The organism is Agromyces sp. NPDC057679, from assembly GCF_042799635.1.
GTDB lineage: Bacteria > Actinomycetota > Actinomycetes > Actinomycetales > Microbacteriaceae > Agromyces.
On sequence record NZ_JBHVIK010000001.1, the window covers coordinates 863,286 to 880,261 of the forward strand.

Here is a 16,976-nt window from a genome sequence, read left to right on the forward strand (position 1 = left end):
CGGCCTACTCGATCGCGGGCACCTCGGCATCGTCGGGCACCCATTCGAGCAGGTCGCCCGGCTGGCATTCGAGCACCCGGCACATCGCGTCGAGCGTGGAGAAGCGCACGGCCTTCGCCCGCCCGTTCTTCAGCACGCCGACGTTCGCGGGCGTGAGCCCGACCCGCTCGGCGAACTCGCCGACGCTCATCTTGCGCCGCGCCAGCTCGACGTCGATGCGCACGACGATCGGCATCAGATCACCTCGTCGAGATCGGTGCGCAGCACCGTCGCCCGCCGCAGGAGCACGCGCATGACGACCATCGTGAGCACCACGACCGCGCCGATCAGCACCATGCCGGTGAGGAGGACCGGCAACCCGGGGTCGCGCAGTTCGGGCGTGACGTAGATCACGACGACGAGCGTGGCGGCGAGCCCGGCGAGCAGCAGCCACCCGACGGCCATCGCCCAGACGATCGCGTCGACCCAGCGGAAGGCGCGCTCGCTGAAGATCCGGTCGTCGCGCACCAGGTCGAGCAGGCGCCAGATGCAGACGATCACGACCTGGAAGCACGCCGCCTCGAGCACGGCGACCACGAGCATGAGCCACGGAAGGGCGCCGCGTTCGGGGTGCTCGGCGGCCATGTGCGAGAACTGCCCGGGCAGGCTGAGCAGCTGCGCCACGAGGAGCCCCGCGAACACGAGCACCAGCAGCACCTTGAGGGGCACGACCACCCGATCGATCTTCGTCATAGATCGACTCTCGTTCATTATCGATCGATTGTCAATCGACTGATCGGGTTCGCTAGGCTCGCCGCATGCCCCTCGCCGCGGTCCTGCTCTGCGTCGTCCTCGGCGTGCTCGCCGTGTTCCAGCTCGCGCTCGTGTTCGGCGCCCCGATCGGCCGCTTCGCGTGGGGCGGGCAGCACGAGGTGCTGCCCGCGCGCCTCCGCATCGGCAGTGCGGTCTCGATCGTGATCTACGCGGTCATCGCCGTGCTCGCGCTCGACCGGGCCGGGCTCGTCGACGTCGTGCCCGACGCGGTCTCGACGGTGGGCATGTGGGTCGTGTTCGGCTACTTCGTGCTCGGCATCGCGCTCAACGCGATCTCGCGCAGCCGCGCCGAGCGCCTCACGATGGCGCCGACCAGCGCCGTGCTCGCCGTGCTGAGCCTCCTCGTCGCGCTCGGCTGAGACGGTCGCGGACGCCTGCTCAGAGGTACTGCTTGAACCCCACGTGGGATGCCTCGAAGCCGAGCCGCTCGTAGAACCGATGCGCGTCGTCGCGGCGCGCATCGCTGGTGAGCTGCACGAGCCTCGCGCCGCCCTCGCGCGCGTGCTCGACCGCCCACCCGATCATCGCCGACCCGATGCCGGCGCCACGCAGCTCGTCGGCGACCCGCACGGCCTCGATCTGCATCCGGGTCGCGCCGCCGCGCGAGAGCCCCGGGATGAACGTGAGCTGCATCGTGCCGACGATCGCGCCGTCGGGGGCCTCGACCGCCACCAGCAGCTGCGCGGCATCCGCGTCGATGGCGTCGAAGGCGCGCAGGTAGCCGGCGCGCTCCTCGTCTCCGAAGCCGAACTCGGCGGCGCGCAGCGCATCGGCCGCGATGAGGGCGACGAGGGCGTCGACGTCATCGCGGCGCGCGCGCCGGAGGGTGTACGTGCTGCCGGGGGTCGCGATCGTGGTGAGGCTCACCCGACCACGCTCTCACATCAGGGCCGTGGGCCCGCGCCGGCGGGCGCCCGGTCAGCCCCGACCGCTACGCCGAGGGGGCGTCGTCGATGATCACGTAGAGCTTGCGCACGGTCTCGTGCACGTGCCACACGCCGCGCCATCCGCTCGGGGTCACGAGGGTGTCGCCGGCGCCGAAGGTCACGGGCTCCTCGCCGTCGACCTCGATCGTCACGCGCCCCGAGAGGAACTGGCACACCTCGGTGTACCCCTCGCGGGTCGCGGCGAACCGGCCGGGCGTGCACTCCCAGTAGCCGACGTCGACGGCCGGCGTCGTCCAGAGCGAGTCGGATGCCTCGAGCACGCCCTCGCTCAGCGCGGTGGGCTTCGGGGCGGCGGGGCCGAGGTCGCGCGCGATCGGGGCGAGCGCGACGACGGTCGCCACGGGGTCGGGCTGGTCGGTCATGGTTCCTCCTCTGTGGTTCTCTGGTTCGGGCCGCTCCGTTGCTTCTGCATGAGAAGTGTCACGATGCCCCCTGATTCAGGGCTGCCAGTGCAGTTCTCCTGCAGCGGCAACGGCACTCGGGCTCAGCGGCCCGCGACGAGGTCGGCGACCTTCGCGATCGGCGAGGTGGTCGCGCGACCTCGCTGCTCTCCGCGGTCGGCCGCGTGATACGCCGTGTAGATCGCCTGCACGGCGAGCCAGCGCAGCGGCTCGACCTCCCAGTTGCGGGCCTTGTGGCCGACCCAGGGCAGGCCGGTGAGCTCGGTGTCGTTCCCCAGCACGAGGTCGCGCAGCGTGCGACCGGCGAGGTTCGTCGCGGTGACGCCCGTGCCGACGTAGCCGCCCGCCCAGCCGAGGCCGGTCGCGCGGTTGTGCCCGACGGTCGCGGCCCAGTCGCGCGGCACGCCGAGCACGCCCGACCAGGCGTGTTCGATCGCGGCGCTCCGGGTCGACGGGAAGAAGCGGTTGAGCAGCGCCGTCAGGCTCTCGATCGTGCGCGGCTGGGTCTCGCCGTCCTGGTCGACGTGCGAGCCGTAGCGGTAGGGCACCCCCCGGCCGCCGAACGCGATGCGGTCGTCGGCGGTGCGCTGGGCGTACATGTAGACGTGGGCGAAGTCGCCGAGGGTCTCGTGCCCGTTCCAGCCGATCTCGTCCCACACGACGGGGGCGAGCGGCTCGGTGACGATGAGCGACGAGTTCATCGGCAGCCAGGTGCGGTGCAGGCCCGTCAGGTCGGGCGTGAAGCCCTCGGTCGCGCGCAGCACGTGCGCCGCGCGCACGGTGCCGTGGTCGGTGCGGGCCTCGCCGGGCACGATCTCGGTGACGGTCGTGCCCTCGTAGATCGCGACGCCGAGCCGCTCGACGGCGCCGGCGAGCCCGAGCGCGAGCTTGGCGGGGTGGATGCGGGCGCAGTGCGGGTGCCAGATGCCGCCCTGCACGCCCGCGACGTTGATGCGCGCGGCGGCGGCCTTCGCGTCGAGCACCTCGACATCGGTGGCGGGCCACGACTGCTCGGAGGCGGCGGCCTCCTTCAGCCGCGCGAGCTGGGCGGGGTTCAGCGCGACCTCGAACTCGCCGCCCTTGTGGATGTCGGCGTCGATGCCCTCGGCGGCCGCGACGGCGATGACCTCGTCGACCGTCGCGTTGAGCGCGCGCTGCTGGGCGATCGCGGCCTCGCGGCCGTGCGTCTTCACGTACTGCCCGCGGCCGCCCGTGACCGAGTTCGTGAGCCAGCCGCCGTTGCGCCCCGAGGCGCCGTAGCCGGCGAACCGCCGCTCGAGCACGGCGACGCGCAGGTCGGGCTGGTCGCGCTTGAGGTAGTAGGCCGCCCAGAGCCCGGTGTAGCCGCCGCCGACGATCGCGACATCGACGTCGAGGTCGCCGGGGAGCGCCGGCCTGGGGGTCGGGACGCCGACCTGCTGCAGCCAGAACGAGACGCCGCCGTTGACCGTCATGTCGGGTGTTCTCCATCTTCGTCGAGGGGGCCGTCGCGTCGTGCGGCGGCCGGCCGAGGCATCCCGGACACTGAGATGTCGGCGTGTTGTACAACAGCGTTTTGAAACGTACCCTCGTCGTGGCAGGCTGTCAAACGAACCGGACCAGGGAGGCGCCCGTGCCCATCGAGGTCGACCACGACGAGCGGCTCGCCGACATCGCCCGCGCGACCGTCGAGGTCGCGCGCGAGCGCGGCACCCGGGCGGTGACGCTGCGTGCCGTCGCCGAGCGCCTCGACCGCTCGACCGCGTACATCACGAACTTCGTGCCGTCGCGCGCACTCCTCATGGCGAACGCGCTCGACCACGCCCGCGCCCAGTGGGACGAGTCGCGCGCCGCTCACCTCGGCGAGCTCGTGGGCGTCGCGCGCCTCGCCGAGCTCACCCGGTGGATGTGCTCCTCCTCCCCCGAGGAGAACGTGCTGCGCAGCCTCTGGATCGAGGTCATCGCCGACGTGCGCGGTGCGAACCGCCGCGCCTACGAGGTCGTGCGCGGCGTCACGGATGCCACGTACGGCAAGTTCCTCGCCGGCGCCGAGCACGTCGTGCAGGGCGGCGAACCGGTCGATCGCGACGAGGCCGCGCACATCGCCGACATCCTCTACCTCTTCTGCCGCGGCTACGAGGTGAAGGCGATCGAGGACCCGGAGGCGTGGACCGACGAGCGTGTGCAGGCCTCGCTCGAGGTGCTGCTCGGCGCGCTCGTCTTCGACGGCGGCACCCAGCGCTGACTCAGGCTCATCTTGGATACAAGTTGTATCCTTCTGCGATGGCCACGCAGCAGAAGACGCCCCCGTCCGACGAGCCGACCACTCCCCGGAAGGGCGAACGCCCCGGCCACACGACGCCGCACGCCGCAGGTCTCGAGCGCCGCCTCCGCCGATCGCGCGCCCTCAACATCGTGCTCGGCATCGCGACCGCGTTCCTCCTCGTCGTCGCGATCGCCCAGGCGTTCCCGCAGTCGCCGAGCACCGCCGCACCCGCGGCGAGCGCCGGCCCCGAGGCATCCGATGCCGCCGCCTACGCCGAGAACCCCGCGATCGCGCTGCGCGATCCCGACGACCCCCTCGCCATCGGCGACGTCGACGCGCCCGTCGTGCTCGTCGAGTGGGCCGACTTCCGCTGCCCCTACTGCGCGGTGTTCACGAACCAGACGATGCCCGTCATCCTCGACGAGTACGTCGAGGCCGGGCTCGTGCGCTACGAGTTCCGCGACGTCGCCTTCTTCGGCGACGACTCGACCGCGGCGGCGGTCGCCGCCCGCGCCGCCGGCGAGCAGGGCCGCTTTCCCGAGTACCTGAAGGTCGTCTACGCGGCGGCCCCCGAGCAGGGCCACCCCGACATGCCCCGCGAGAAGCTCGTCGCCTTCGCGAAGGAGGCCGGGGTCCCCGACCTCGCCGCGTTCGAGGCCGACCTCGACCGGGCCGACCTCCGCGAGGCCGTCACCGCGAGCACCGCGCAGGCGCAGCAGCTCGGCGTCACCGGCGTGCCGTTCTTCGTCGCCGGCGACCAGGCGCTCTCGGGCGCGCAGCCGCTCGACGCCGTGCGCTCGTTCCTCGACGAGCAGCTGCTCGCCGCGGGCGTCGACCCGGGCGAGCTGCCCACCGCGGGCTGAGGCCCGGTGGACCTCGGCTTCGCCGGCGCGTTCATCGGCGGCATCCTCACCCTGCTGAGCCCGTGCTCGGTGATGCTGCTGCCAGCCTTCTTCGCCTACGCCTTCACGACCCCGACCCGGCTCATCGCCCGCACCGGCGTCTTCGCGCTCGGCCTCATGACGACGCTCGTGCCGGTCGGCGTGCTCTCGGGCACCGTCGGTGCGTTCGTCAGCGCGAACCGCACGCTGCTCGTCACGATCGCCGCGGTCGTCGTCATCGCGCTCGGCCTCGTGCAGGCGCTCGGGATCCCGCTGCCCTCGTTCACCCGCGACACGGGTGCGGGCGACGACGCGGGCGAGGCCGGCTCCGTTGCATCCGTCTACCTGCTCGGCACCGTCTACGGGATCGCCGGCATCTGCGCCGGCCCGGTGCTCGGCTCGGTGCTCACTCTCGCGGCGCTCGGCGGCAGCCCCCTCTACGGCGCGCTCACGCTCGCGGTCTTCGCGCTGGGCATGACGGTGCCGCTCTTCGTGCTCGCGTTCGCCTGGTCGCGGTCGACGTGGGTGCGCCGACTCGTGCGCCCCCGGATGATCCGCATCGGCCGCTGGTCGAACACGTGGACGCAGCTCGTCGCGGGCCTGCTCGGCATCGGCCTCGGGGCGCTGCTCATCGTCACCGACGGCACCGCGGGGCTCTCGGGGCTCCTCGGCGCCTCGCAGCAGTTCGCGATCGAGTCGAGCGCGCTGCGCCTGACGGCGGGCGTGCCCGATCTCGTGTTCGTCGCCGTGGCGGTCGCGATGCTCGTCGCGGTGTGGCTGCTCCACCGTCGCGCCGCGCGCCGTGCGGACGCGACGGCGGAGGACGCGCACTCGACACGGACGACGGACGAGGCGTGAGCCCCGCGGGTCGCGAATCGACGCGATCGGATGCGACGGCGCCCGCGAGCGGCCATGATGGGCGGGTGCCGACCATCGACAGCGCCGCCGAACGCGCCTACGCCGCGACCCGTACGGCGATCCTCGACGGCACGCACCGGCCGGGCACCATGCTGAGCGAGAACGAGCTCGCCGGGCGCCTCGGCATGAGCCGCACCCCGGTGCGCGCCGCCCTCGCCCGCCTCCAGGACGAGGGCTGGATCACGATCTACCCGAAGCGCGGCGCGCTCGTGCGCGAGCTCGGGGGGCGCGAGATCGCCGACCTCGCCGACGCTCGCCTCATCCTCGAGGCGATGGGCGTGCAGCGGGCGACGAGCGCCGTCCGGCGCGCGCTCGCCGACCGCCTCGAACCCGAGCTCGCCGCGCAGCGCGACGCACTCGTCGCCCGCGACATCGACGGGTTCGTCGAGCTCACGATCGCGTTCCACCGCTCGTTCGTCGAGGCATCCGGCAATGCCGTGCTCGTCGAGATCGGCGACCGGCTCGCCGATCGGCAGCGACTGCTGCTGAGCGCCCACCGCGACGTCCTGTTCGACCGCGTCGACGAGACCATCGCCGAGCACCGGGCGCTCATCGAGCGGCTGCGGGCCGACGACCCTGCGGGCTTCGCCGAGGCGCTGCGCGCCCACATCATGGACACCCACGGGCCCGAGCTCGGGCCGATCTGAGCCCGAGGAGACGGCGCGCCGGGGCCCGGCGCGCCGTCCGCTCCGTCGGCGTCTCAGGCGGGCACCGCGACCGACGCGGGCTTCCGCTCGCGGATGAGGAACCCGAACGCGAGCGCGACGAAGAACATCAGCACGCCGTACACCGCCGCGGGCAGGCTCATCTCGATGCTGCCGATGACGGTCTGCGCGATGACGATCGCGAGGGTCGCGTTGTGGATGCCGATCTCGAAGGAGCTCGCGACCGACTGCGCGCGCCCGACGCGGAGCAGTCGCGGCACCGCGAACCCGACCGCGAGGCTCAGCACGCAGAACAGCACGGTGATGAGGGCGAGCGTGCCGGCGTTCGCGAGGAGCAGTTCGAGGTTCGTCGCGATCGCCCCGGCGATGACGACGACGAGGATGATCACGGAGGCGATGCGCACGGGCTTGTCCATGCGGTCCGCGAAAGCCGGCTTCCACCAGCGCACCAGCATGCCGAGCACGACGGGGCCGAGCACGATCGCGAACACCTCGATCGTCTTCGCGAACTGCAGTCCGAGGGCGTCGTCGCCCGGCAGGAAGTACGCGATCGCGAGGTTCGTGATGAGCGGGAGCGTGAAGACGGCGAGCACCGAGTTCACCGCCGTGAGCGAGATGTTCAGCGCGACGTCGCCGCGGAAGAGGTGGCTGTAGAGGTTCGCCGTCGTGCCGCCGGGGGATGCCGCGAGCAGCATCATGCCCACCGCGAGCACGGGCGGCAGCTGGAACAGGAGCACGAGTCCGAGGCAGATGAGCGGCAGCAGCACGAGCTGGCAGGCGAGTGCGACGAGCACCGCCTTCGGCTGCTTCGCGACGCGGGTGAAGTCTCGCGGGGTGAGCGAGAGCCCGAGGCCGAACATGATGATTCCGAGCGCGACGGGCAGCCCGATCGTGGTCAATGGACCCATGTGGTGATCACTCCTTCGTGATGACGGTGTGAGACAGTCTCGTGGACGGGGCGGGCCGTTGTCACCAGCGGATTTCCGGGCGGGACGAAGCGTTGCGGCGCCACCCCGATCACCCGATTCCGACACCTGACGGCGCTCGGTTAGAGTCGAGCCCGTGTGCGCCGTCGCAGCGCGCCGGAGGGAGCACCATGTCGGCGAGAGTCCGTATCGCGATGCTCGCAGCGATCGCGGCCCTGCTCCCGGCGGCGGTGACCGCCCCGGTCGACGCCGCGAGCGCCGCGCCCGCACCGGCGAGCGTCGCGGCGGCCGCACCCGGGACGCCCGAATTCCCCGAGGGCGTCACCCGCCTCAGCGGCGCCGATCGCTACGCGACCGCCGTGGCCGTCTCCAAGCGATACTCGCCCGGTGTGCCCGCCGTCTTCGTCGCCACAGGGGCCGACTTCCCCGATGCGCTCGCCGCGGCGAGCGCTGCCGCCGCGGCGAGGGGACCGCTCCTGCTCACGACGAAGACCCGGCTCCCCGACGCGGTGCGCCTCGAGCTCCAGCGCCTGAAGCCGGCCCGCATCTACATCGCCGGAGGGACCGGGGTCGTGTCCTCGGGCGTCGAGACGGCGTTGCGCGGCATCGCGCCGACGAAGCGGCTGGCGGGGGCCGAGCGCTACGCGACCGCGAAGGCCATCGTCGATGCGGGCTTCACGAGTGCCGACCACGCCATCATCGCGACCGGTCGCACCTTCCCCGACGCGCTCGCCGCCACCGGCGCCGCGGGTTCGCGACGGGCCCCCGTCCTCCTCGTCGACGGCACCTCGTCACGGGTCGGCGCCGCGACCCTCGCGACCCTCCGTCGCCTGGGCGTGAAGTCGGTCACGATCACCGGCGGGACGAGCGTCGTGAGCAGCGGCATCCAGTCGCAGCTCGCGTCCGCCGGATATTCGGTCACCCGCTACGGCGGGGCCGACCGCTACGCCACGGCCGCCCTGATCAACCGCGCCTACTTCCCGTCCGGGTCGTCGTCGACGAGCTTCCTCGCCACCGGGGCCGACTTCCCCGATGCGCTGGCGGCCGCGGCGCTCGCCGGCCGGCTCGCCGCTCCGCTCGACCTGACCTGGCGCACCTGCGTGCCCCCGGTCGTCAACGACGGCATCCTCTCGGTCGGCGCGACCCGGCGTGCCGTGCTCGGCGGCACAGCCGTCGTCTCCCGCGCCGCGGCCGAGAACGTGCGTTGCGTGATCCCGACGACGAGCGAACCGCTGGCGGACTGGGCGACGTCGTCGTGGACGTTCGACGCCGATGCGCCCGCGCCGTACTCGGACCGTCCGCCCGTCGACGTCCGGAGCAGCTCGATCAAGCTCGACTCGACGGGGCTGCTGATCTACCTGCGGGTCGACAACAAACAGCGGGCCGACCACCCCGTGGCGTACGCGCAGTACGGCATCTCGGCACTGCTCGAGTACGAGCGCACCGGCGACCGGATCTGGCTCGACCGGGCGATCCGCCATGGCCGGCAGCTCATCGCGATGAAGGTCGAGCGCGGCGACGGCTGGTGGTACCCGTACCGCTTCCCGTGGACGTACTACCAGCGCACGCTGCCGGCCCCCTGGTACTCGGCGATGGCGCAGGGGCAGGCCCTCTCCCTCTTCGTCAGGCTCGCCGACGCGACCGGCGAGACGCGCTGGGAGACCGCCGCCGACCGCACGTGGACGAGCTTCACGCAGCGCTACTCGTCGACCGCTCCCTGGTCGAGCCTCGTCATCGACGACCACCTCTACTTCGAGGAGTACGCGGGCCGGCAGGTGCCCCTCACGGTGCTCAACGGACAGGTCTTCGCGATGTTCGGGCTCTACGACTACTGGCGGCACCGCGGCGGCGATCCGACGGTGGCCGCGTACCTCGACGGCGGCGCGACGACCGTGCTCGACCGGATGATGCCGGCCGTCCGCGTGCCGGGCGGCGTCTCGTACTACTGCGTGCAGGCCGAGTACTGCCAGAGCACGCGGTGGCAGAACACGACCTACCACGTCATCCACTCCTGGCAGCTCGACACGCTGACGCGCCTCACCGGCGACGACCGGTTCTCGGCGTGGGCCGCCCTGCTCCGCAAGGACTGGGCGCCGGCCGACCCGGCGCAGAGCTTCGAGCAGGCCCGAGGAGAGTGGATGCTCCCGACCGAGTAGCCCTCGACGCCCTCGATCCACCGGAACACGGAGCGAACGCGCGTCGGTGGTGGATGGTCGGCGGCTGGTGGCAGGCTGGGTGCATGGCGATCGAGGTGCGACCGGCGACGGTCTTCGACGACGTGGCAGCGGTGCTCGGGCCGAAGAAGCCGACGTCGAACGTGTGCTTCTGCCTGAGCTACCGGCTGCGGACCTCGAAGGAGAACCTCGCCCTGGTCGGCCCCGCCCGCGGCGAGCGCGTGCGCGAGCTGTGCGCGCAGACGCCGCCGCCGGGCGTGCTCGCCTACGACGGCGACGAACCCGTGGGCTGGGCGGCGGTGCATCCGCGAGCCGACACCTCGTTCGCGACCAACCGCAAGATCCCGCACGTCGACGAGGCCGACGTCTGGTCGGTCTGGTGCTTCCGGGTGCGGCCGGGCCATCGCGGCGAGGGCATCGCGCACCACCTGCTCGCGGGGGCGGTCGAGTTCGCGCGGGCGAACGGCGCACCCGCGATCGAGGGCTACCCGGTCGACAATCGGGGCGCGAAGGTCGACCTCACGATGGCGTACGTCGGCACGCGGCGGTTGTTCGAGGAGGGCGGCTTCACGAAGGCCGCCGACACCGAGTCGGTGCTCAACCGCTTCCCGCGCGTGCTGATGCGGCTCGATCTCGACTGACGCCGACATCTCGCGCACAGGGCTATACATCCGATCTTTAATCGGGCAGGATGAGCATCGGTCGCAGATTGACGATGAATCGCGACGATTCCGCACCGAAACACCAGATCAATGATGCTCCGGAGGTCCCCCCGCATGCTCGAACGCGAGATTCCGCGCCGCCGCGCCCTACAGCTCGGCGGGCTCGTCGCCCTGGCCCCGCTCGTTCCCCAGTTCCTCGCCGCACAGCCCGCGGCCGCCCTCGTCGGCGGCCGGGCGGCGGCCGCCGCCGCGGGCGGAGGCATCCCCGTCCCCGAGCTCTCGACGAAGTCGCTCTGGTACGGCACCCCGGCCGCCGACTGGGAGACGCAGGCGCTGCCGATCGGCAACGGCCGCCTCGGTGCGATGCTCTTCGGCAACCCCGACGAGGAGGTCGTGCAGTTCAACGAGCAGAGCCTCTGGGGCGGCCTCAACGACTACGACAACGCGCTCGCCGGCAAGCCCGACGGCGCCTACGACACGAGCGTGACCGGCTTCGGCTCGTACCGCGACTTCGGCACGCTCACGATCGGCTTCGGCGCGCGCCCGAAGGTCACCGCACCGGGCGGCCCCTACAAGATCTGGGGCGCCGAAGACGTCGACAAGAGCTACGACGGCAACAGCCAGACCAAGTGGTGCATCGACGGCCCGCCCGCCCACGTGCTCTGGCAGGCCGAACTGCCCGCCGCCGCCGTGGTCTCGTCGTACAGCTTCACGAGCGCGAACGACGTGCCCGCGCGCGACCCGCAGGAGTGGCGCGTGCTCGGTTCGAACGACGGCAGCACCTGGGCGACGCTCGACTCGCGCACGGGAGCGCCGTTCGAGCAGCGCTTCCAGACGAAGACCTACGAGTTCCAGAACTCGACCGCCTACCGCTTCTACCGCGTCGACTTCGTGCCCAAGGCGGGCGTGAGCCACTTCCAGCTCTCCGAGATCGGGCTCGGCGGCGTCGAGCTCGCACAGGGCGGCAGCGTCTACGTCTCGTCGCCCTCGGGCCACGCCGACTCGCTCATGGGCAGCATCGACGGCGACGCCGCCACCGTCTGGCAGGTCGACGACGCCGGATCGGGCGCCGCATGGCAGCTCGAGCTCGGCGCGAAGCGGGCGCTCACCGGCTACCTGCTGACGAGCGCGCCCGACGCGCCCGAGGCCGACCCGCGCGACTGGGTGCTCGCCGCCTCGAACGACGGCGTCGCCTGGAAGACCCTCGACACGAGGTCGGGCGTCGCGTTCGCCGGCCGCGGCGAGGCGAAGAGCTTCTCGTTCGCGAACTCGGCGACGTACTCGCACTACCGGCTCACGTTCACGGCGCCCGGGGCGTTCCGCCTCGCCGGGGTCGCGTTCACCGGTAGCGGCTACACGACCCGCGGGCAGCGCCAGGTCGTCGGCTACCGCCGCGCGCTCGACCCCGCCGTCGGCCTGCACACCGCCCACTTCGCGACCGTCGCCGGCACCGTGCTGCGCGAGGCGTTCGCGAGCCGCGAGGCCGACGTCGTCGTGCTGCGCTACACGAGCGACACCGCCGGCGCGCTGTCGGGCACGATCACGCTCGTCTCCGAGCAGGAGAACTCGCCGACCTCGGTCGACGCGGCGGCCCGGCGCCTCGGCTTCTCGGGCACGATGGCCAACGACCTCAGCCACGCCGCGACGGTGCGCATCGCCGACACCGACGGCGAGGTCAGCGCCGACGGCGCGGGCCTGCGCGTGAGCGGGGCGTCGACCATCACGCTCCTCCTCGACGCCCGCACCGACTACAAGCTCAGCGCCGCCGACGGTTGGCGCGGCGCCGCGCCCCAGCCCGGCATCGACGCCGCCCTCCAGGCGGCGGGTGCGCGCAGCTTCGACGAGCTGCGCGACGAGCACGTCGCCCAGGTCTCGAAGCTCATGTCGCGCGCCGCGGTCGAGTGGGGCGAGACGGATGCCTCGGTGCTGGCGCTGCCCACGACGGCGCGCCTCGCGCGCTACGGCGCCGGCGAGGCCGACCCGACGCTCGAGCAGTCGATGTACGACTTCGGCCGGTACCTGCTGCTGAGCTCCTCGCGGCCGGGCGGGCTGCCCGCCAACCTGCAGGGCCTCTGGAACAACTCGAACCAGCCGGCGTGGGCGAGCGATTACCACACCAACATCAACGTGCAGATGAACTACTGGGGCGCCGAGACGACCGATCTGCCCGAGTCGCACGAGGCGCTCATCTCGTTCGTGCAGCAGGTGGCGGTGCCGAGCCGGGTCGCCACGCGCAACGCCTTCGGCGCGAGCACCCGCGGCTGGACGGCCCGCACCTCGCAGAGCATCTTCGGCGGCAACTCGTGGGAGTGGAACACCGTCGCGAGCGCCTGGTACATGCAGCACGTGTACGAGCACTGGGCGTTCACGCAGGACAAGAAGTACCTGCGCGACGTCGCCTACCCGCTGATCAAGGAGATCTGCGAGTTCTGGGAGGACCGGCTCAAGGAGCTGCCCGACGGCACCCTCGTGGCGCCCGACGGCTGGTCGCCCGAGCACGGCCCCCGTGAAGACGGCGTCATGTATGACCAGCAGATCATCTGGGACCTCTTCCAGAACTACCTCGACTGCGCCGACGCGCTCGACATCGACGCCGAGTACCGGGCGACGGTCGCCGACCTGCAGGCACGCCTGGCACCGAACAAGATCGGCAGCTGGGGCCAGCTGCAGGAGTGGCAGGCCGACCGCGACAGCCCGACCGACATCCACCGGCACACCTCGCACCTGTTCGCGGTGTACCCGGGCCGGCAGATCACGCCCGAGTCGGCCGAACTCGCCGCGGCGGCACTCGTGTCGCTCAAGGCGCGCTGCGGCGAGAAGGAGGGCGTGCCGTTCACGGCGGGCACCGTCTCGGGCGACAGCCGCCGTTCGTGGACCTGGCCGTGGCGCACCGCGCTCTTCGCCCGCCTGGGCGACGCCGAGCGCGCCGGCATCATGCTGCGCGGCCTCATCACCTACAACACGCTGTCGAACCTGTGGTGCAACCACCCGCCGTTCCAGCTCGACGGCAACTTCGGCATCACCGGCGCGATCGCCGAGATGCTGGTGCAGAGCCACGACGGCGTCATCCGCCTGCTGCCGGCGCTGCCCGCCGACTGGGCGGCCTCGGGCTCGTTCACGGGGCTCCGCGCCCGCGGCGGCTACTCGGTGAGCTGCGAGTGGCGCGACGGCGAGGTCGTCTCGTACGACATCGTGGCCGACCGTGCGGGCAACATGTCGAACGTCATCGTCGTCGTCGACGGGACGCGGCGCAAGGTGAAGCCCGCGAACCCGAAGAACGGCAAGCCGATGCGCGAACTCGGCAAGGCCGACTGAGTCGCTCCACGAGTTCGCGAGCGAGGGATGCCCCGGGCGAGCGCCCGGGGCATTCCGCGTGTCGGCGGGGCGCGCTAGCTTTGCCCCGACGAAGGGACACCGATGACCGCCTCGCACCACCCCGCACCCCTCGAACGGCTCCGCACCGAACTCCGGGGCACGCTGCTGCTGCCCGGCGACGCCGGCTACGACGCCGCGCGCACGCCGTGGAACCTCTCGATCGAGCAGCGCCCCGCCGCGGTCGCCGAGCCCGCCGACGTCGACGACGTGCGCGCGATCGTGCGCGCCGCTCGCGAGGCCGGGCTCGGCGTCACCACGCAGCCCAACGGGCACGGCGCCTCCGACGACCTCGACGGCGTCGTGCTGGTGCGACCGCGACGGCTCGACGAGTTGCACGTCGACGTCGAGGCGCGAGTGCTGCGCGTCGGCGCCGGCGTCAACTGGGGTCGCGCCCTCGCGGCACTCGAGGGCACCGGCCTCATCGGGCTCGCCGGCTCGAACCCCGAGGTCAACGTCGTGGGGCTCGCGATCGCCGGCGGGCAATCGATGTTCAGCCGCCGATACGGGCTCACGGCGCGGTCGATCATCGCGGTCGAACTCGTCGACGCCGCAGGCGACGTCCGCCGGGTGACCGATGCCGACGACGGCGAGCTGCTCTGGGCGCTCCGTGGCGGCGGCGGCCTGTTCGGCGTGATCACCGCGATCGAGCTCTCGCTCCACCTGGGCGACGCCCTCTACGGGGGCGGTCTCGTCTTCCCAGCCGAGTCGGCGACCGCCGTGCTCTCGGCCGCCTTCGCCCTCGCGCACGACGAACCCGAGCTCGGGCTCGACATCGGCATGATGCGCTTCCCCGACCTGCCCGTCATGCCGCCGCACCTGCGCGGGCGCATCGTCGCGACCGTCGGCCTGGTTCACGTCGGCGACGAGACGACCGGGCAGGTCTTCGCCGATCGGCTGCTGGCCGTCGCCGAGCCGATCGCGAACTCGCTCACCCCGTTCTCGATCGGCCAGCTCGCGGCGGTGGCCGCCGAACCCGTCGACCCGATGCCGACCGCCGACTTCGGTGCCGCGATCGGCCCGCTCGACGAGACGTTCGCAGGCGACTTCGTCGAGGCGTTCCTCCGCGGCGCCGATCGCGGGCTCACCCGGTGCGGCATCCGCGCGATGGGCGGCGCGATCGCCGAGGAGCTCGGCGCCGAGCTCTCGGCCATCGGGGCGGTGCACGCCCCCGGCCTGCTCAGCTCGGGCGCCCTGCTGCTCGATCCCTCGGTCGACGCGGAGGCCGCGCTCTCGCCGTTGCGCGAGCTCGCCGCGAAGTACCCGGCCGAGGGCATGGTGCCGAGCTTCCTCGGCTCGCAGACGAGCCTCGCCGACGCGTACGGCCCCGCGGTGCTCGAGCGGCTCGCCACGGTGAAGCGCCGCGTCGACCCCGACGGGCTGATCCGCAGCAACCGCCCGCTGGGCTGACGCCCCCGAGAGAGGAGGGCGAGCGCACATGGCCGATCGATACCGCACCGTCGACGAGTTCCTCGCCGCGCAGCAGCCCGCGCGGCGCGCCCAGGTCGACGCGCTGCGCGCGCTCGTCCGCGAGGCAGAGCCCCGGTTGGTCGAGATCGTCAAGTGGAACTCGCCCGACTACACGCTCGACGGCGTCGACCGGCTGACCATCAACGCGGCCGGCCGCGGGCCGGTCCGGCTCATCCTGCACTTCGGCACGGCGCGGGCCGAAGACCGCGGCGCCGAACCGAGCTTCGCGGGTGACCCCGAGGGGCTGCTCACGTGGCACTCGAACATCCGGGCGAGCCTCGTCGCACCCGAGGTCGAGTCCGCGTCCCAGCCTGAGGACGCGGCTGCGAGGGCGCGGGTCGTCGCCGTCATCCGGGCATGGCTGGCGGCCGAGTGAGCGGGCCCCAGGAGCCGCCGCGGCCCCCGCGCGCGGCACGCGCCGTTCGCGCCGACTCCGCACTGGCGTCGGCCCCGTCGATGTACGAGCATGACGGCATGGACGTCTTCGCATGGCTGCTCGACGCCGATCCGTCGATCCGCTGGCAGGCGCTGCTCGACCTCCACGACGACGTCGACGGCGCCGCCGCCGAGCGCGCCCGCGTCGCCACCGAGGGCTGGGGTGCCCGGTTGCTCGCCCTCCAGGACGCCGACGGGTACTGGAGCGATCAGGAGTACGGCGTGGACGGCGACCGCCGCAGCACGATCTGGTCGCTGCAGCTGCTGCGCCGGCTCGGCGTCGCCCCCGAGGCATCCGTCGTGCGCACCGCGATCGCCCGCGTGCGCGACGGCGTGACGTGGCGCGAGCACGGCGACCTGCCCTTCTTCCACGGCGAGGTCGAGGAGTGCCCGAACGGCGGCGTGCTCGCGCTCGCCTCGTACTTCGGCGTGCTCGGCGAGGGCAGCGACCGCATCGTCGGGCGCCTCCTCGACGAGCAGCTCCCCGACGGCGGGTGGAACTGCGAGCCGCGCGAAGAGTCCGAGCGGTCGTCGTTCGACTCGACGATCTGCGTGCTCGAAGGACTCCTGGCGTACGAGCAGGCGGTCGGCGACGAGGCGGCCGACGGCGACGTCTCCACGGTCGGGGCCGCGCGGCGCCTCGGCGAGGAGTACCTGCTCGAACGCAACCTGTTCCGGCGGCGGTCGACCGGCGAGATCGTGCTCCCCCGCTACGCGAACCTCGCCTTCCCGCCGTACTGGTTCTACGACGTGCTGCGCGCACTCGACCACTTCCGCGCCGCCGGGGCGTCGCCCGACGCCCGCATCGCCCCCGCGGTCGACCTCCTGCTCGCGCAGCGGGGCGACGACGGTCGATGGGCCGCCGGCACGCCCAACGACGGCGAGGTCTACTTCGCCGTCGATGCGCCCGAGGGCGAGCCGAGCCGGTGGAACACCCTGCGCGCGCTGCGCGTCCTGCGCTGGATCGACGCCGCCGCAGTCTGACCGCCACCAGACACCCCCACTACCGGTGTCTTGCCGCGCTTGTCCCCCGGTTCTAGCCTGAGATGCACCCCGCCAGACCGACG

17 protein-coding genes are annotated in these 16,976 nt (G+C 72.5%); 11 read left to right on the forward strand and 6 right to left on the reverse strand.

The window, feature by feature from the left end:
- Positions 1-4: 4 nt before the first annotated feature.
- On the reverse strand, positions 5-235 hold the full coding sequence (locus tag ACFVAJ_RS03865) for a helix-turn-helix domain-containing protein (RefSeq protein WP_376941482.1): 231 nt from the start codon (positions 233-235) through the stop codon (positions 5-7).
- A complete protein-coding gene (locus ACFVAJ_RS03870; protein WP_376941483.1) occupies positions 235-732 on the reverse strand; it encodes a DUF2975 domain-containing protein in 498 nt (165 codons plus the stop codon). Before ACFVAJ_RS03870 ends, ACFVAJ_RS03865 begins: the two co-directional genes overlap by 1 nt.
- A 65-nt stretch (positions 733-797) precedes the next feature.
- Here ACFVAJ_RS03870 and ACFVAJ_RS03875 point away from each other — a divergent pair, with 65 nt between their 5' ends.
- Positions 798-1,172 carry a hypothetical protein gene (locus ACFVAJ_RS03875; protein WP_376941484.1) on the forward strand — a complete coding sequence of 125 codons (375 nt, stop codon included), beginning with the start codon at positions 798-800 and terminating at the stop codon, positions 1,170-1,172.
- Between the two features lie 19 nt (positions 1,173-1,191).
- Here ACFVAJ_RS03875 and ACFVAJ_RS03880 read toward each other — a convergent pair whose 3' ends face one another.
- The 3 genes from ACFVAJ_RS03880 to ACFVAJ_RS03890 form a co-directional block, all read right to left on the reverse strand.
- Positions 1,192-1,680, reverse strand: a complete 489-nt coding sequence (locus ACFVAJ_RS03880) for a GNAT family N-acetyltransferase (protein WP_376941485.1) — start codon at positions 1,678-1,680, stop codon at positions 1,192-1,194.
- 64 nt (positions 1,681-1,744) lie between these two features.
- On the reverse strand, positions 1,745-2,122 hold the full coding sequence (locus ACFVAJ_RS03885) for a cupin domain-containing protein (protein WP_376941486.1): 378 nt from the start codon (positions 2,120-2,122) through the stop codon (positions 1,745-1,747).
- Positions 2,123-2,244: 122 nt separating this feature from the next.
- On the reverse strand, positions 2,245-3,615 hold the full coding sequence (locus ACFVAJ_RS03890; protein ID WP_376941487.1) for an NAD(P)/FAD-dependent oxidoreductase: 1,371 nt from the start codon (positions 3,613-3,615) through the stop codon (positions 2,245-2,247).
- A 158-nt stretch (positions 3,616-3,773) separates the two neighbouring features.
- Between ACFVAJ_RS03890 and ACFVAJ_RS03895 the strand changes: the two genes are divergently transcribed.
- The 4 genes from ACFVAJ_RS03895 to ACFVAJ_RS03910 all read left to right on the forward strand — a co-directional run bounded on the left by ACFVAJ_RS03895 (position 3,774) and on the right by ACFVAJ_RS03910 (position 6,852).
- Positions 3,774-4,385 (forward strand): TetR/AcrR family transcriptional regulator, encoded by a 612-nt coding sequence (locus ACFVAJ_RS03895; RefSeq protein WP_376941488.1) that lies wholly within the window; start codon positions 3,774-3,776, stop codon positions 4,383-4,385.
- Positions 4,386-4,423: 38 nt separating this feature from the next.
- Entirely contained in the window at positions 4,424-5,269 is an 846-nt protein-coding gene (locus tag ACFVAJ_RS03900) for a DsbA family protein (RefSeq protein ID WP_376941489.1), read from the forward strand.
- A 6-nt stretch (positions 5,270-5,275) separates the two neighbouring features.
- Positions 5,276-6,145, forward strand: a complete 870-nt coding sequence (locus ACFVAJ_RS03905) for a cytochrome c biogenesis CcdA family protein (RefSeq protein WP_376941490.1) — start codon at positions 5,276-5,278, stop codon at positions 6,143-6,145.
- Positions 6,146-6,210: 65 nt separating this feature from the next.
- The gene (locus tag ACFVAJ_RS03910; RefSeq protein WP_376941491.1) at positions 6,211-6,852 is read left to right on the forward strand and encodes a GntR family transcriptional regulator; all 642 of its coding nucleotides are present in this window, start codon (positions 6,211-6,213) and stop codon (positions 6,850-6,852) included.
- A 53-nt stretch (positions 6,853-6,905) separates the two neighbouring features.
- On the opposite strand, the gene ACFVAJ_RS03915 is transcribed toward ACFVAJ_RS03910, so the two are convergent.
- The gene (locus ACFVAJ_RS03915; RefSeq protein ID WP_376941492.1) at positions 6,906-7,778 is read right to left on the reverse strand and encodes a bile acid:sodium symporter family protein; all 873 of its coding nucleotides are present in this window, start codon (positions 7,776-7,778) and stop codon (positions 6,906-6,908) included.
- A gap of 188 nt (positions 7,779-7,966) precedes the next feature.
- Here ACFVAJ_RS03915 and ACFVAJ_RS03920 point away from each other — a divergent pair, with 188 nt between their 5' ends.
- The 6 genes from ACFVAJ_RS03920 (at position 7,967) to ACFVAJ_RS03945 (ending at position 16,893) form a co-directional block, all read left to right on the forward strand.
- Complete coding sequence (locus ACFVAJ_RS03920) at positions 7,967-9,952, forward strand: cell wall-binding repeat-containing protein (RefSeq protein ID WP_376941493.1); 1,986 nt, start codon at positions 7,967-7,969, stop codon at positions 9,950-9,952.
- A gap of 83 nt (positions 9,953-10,035) precedes the next feature.
- Positions 10,036-10,611, forward strand: coding sequence for a GNAT family N-acetyltransferase (locus ACFVAJ_RS03925; RefSeq protein ID WP_376941494.1), 576 nt, complete (start codon positions 10,036-10,038; stop codon positions 10,609-10,611).
- 135 nt (positions 10,612-10,746) lie between these two features.
- Entirely contained in the window at positions 10,747-13,947 is a 3,201-nt protein-coding gene (locus ACFVAJ_RS03930) for a glycoside hydrolase N-terminal domain-containing protein (RefSeq protein WP_376941495.1), read from the forward strand.
- A 102-nt stretch (positions 13,948-14,049) separates the two neighbouring features.
- Positions 14,050-15,414, forward strand: a complete 1,365-nt coding sequence (locus ACFVAJ_RS03935; RefSeq protein WP_376941496.1) for an FAD-binding oxidoreductase — start codon at positions 14,050-14,052, stop codon at positions 15,412-15,414.
- A gap of 28 nt (positions 15,415-15,442) precedes the next feature.
- A complete protein-coding gene (locus tag ACFVAJ_RS03940) occupies positions 15,443-15,850 on the forward strand; it encodes a DUF1801 domain-containing protein (protein ID WP_376941497.1) in 408 nt (135 codons plus the stop codon).
- 98 nt (positions 15,851-15,948) lie between these two features.
- Complete coding sequence (locus ACFVAJ_RS03945; RefSeq protein ID WP_376941498.1) at positions 15,949-16,893, forward strand: hypothetical protein; 945 nt, start codon at positions 15,949-15,951, stop codon at positions 16,891-16,893.
- The last annotated feature ends 83 nt before the right edge of the window (positions 16,894-16,976 follow it).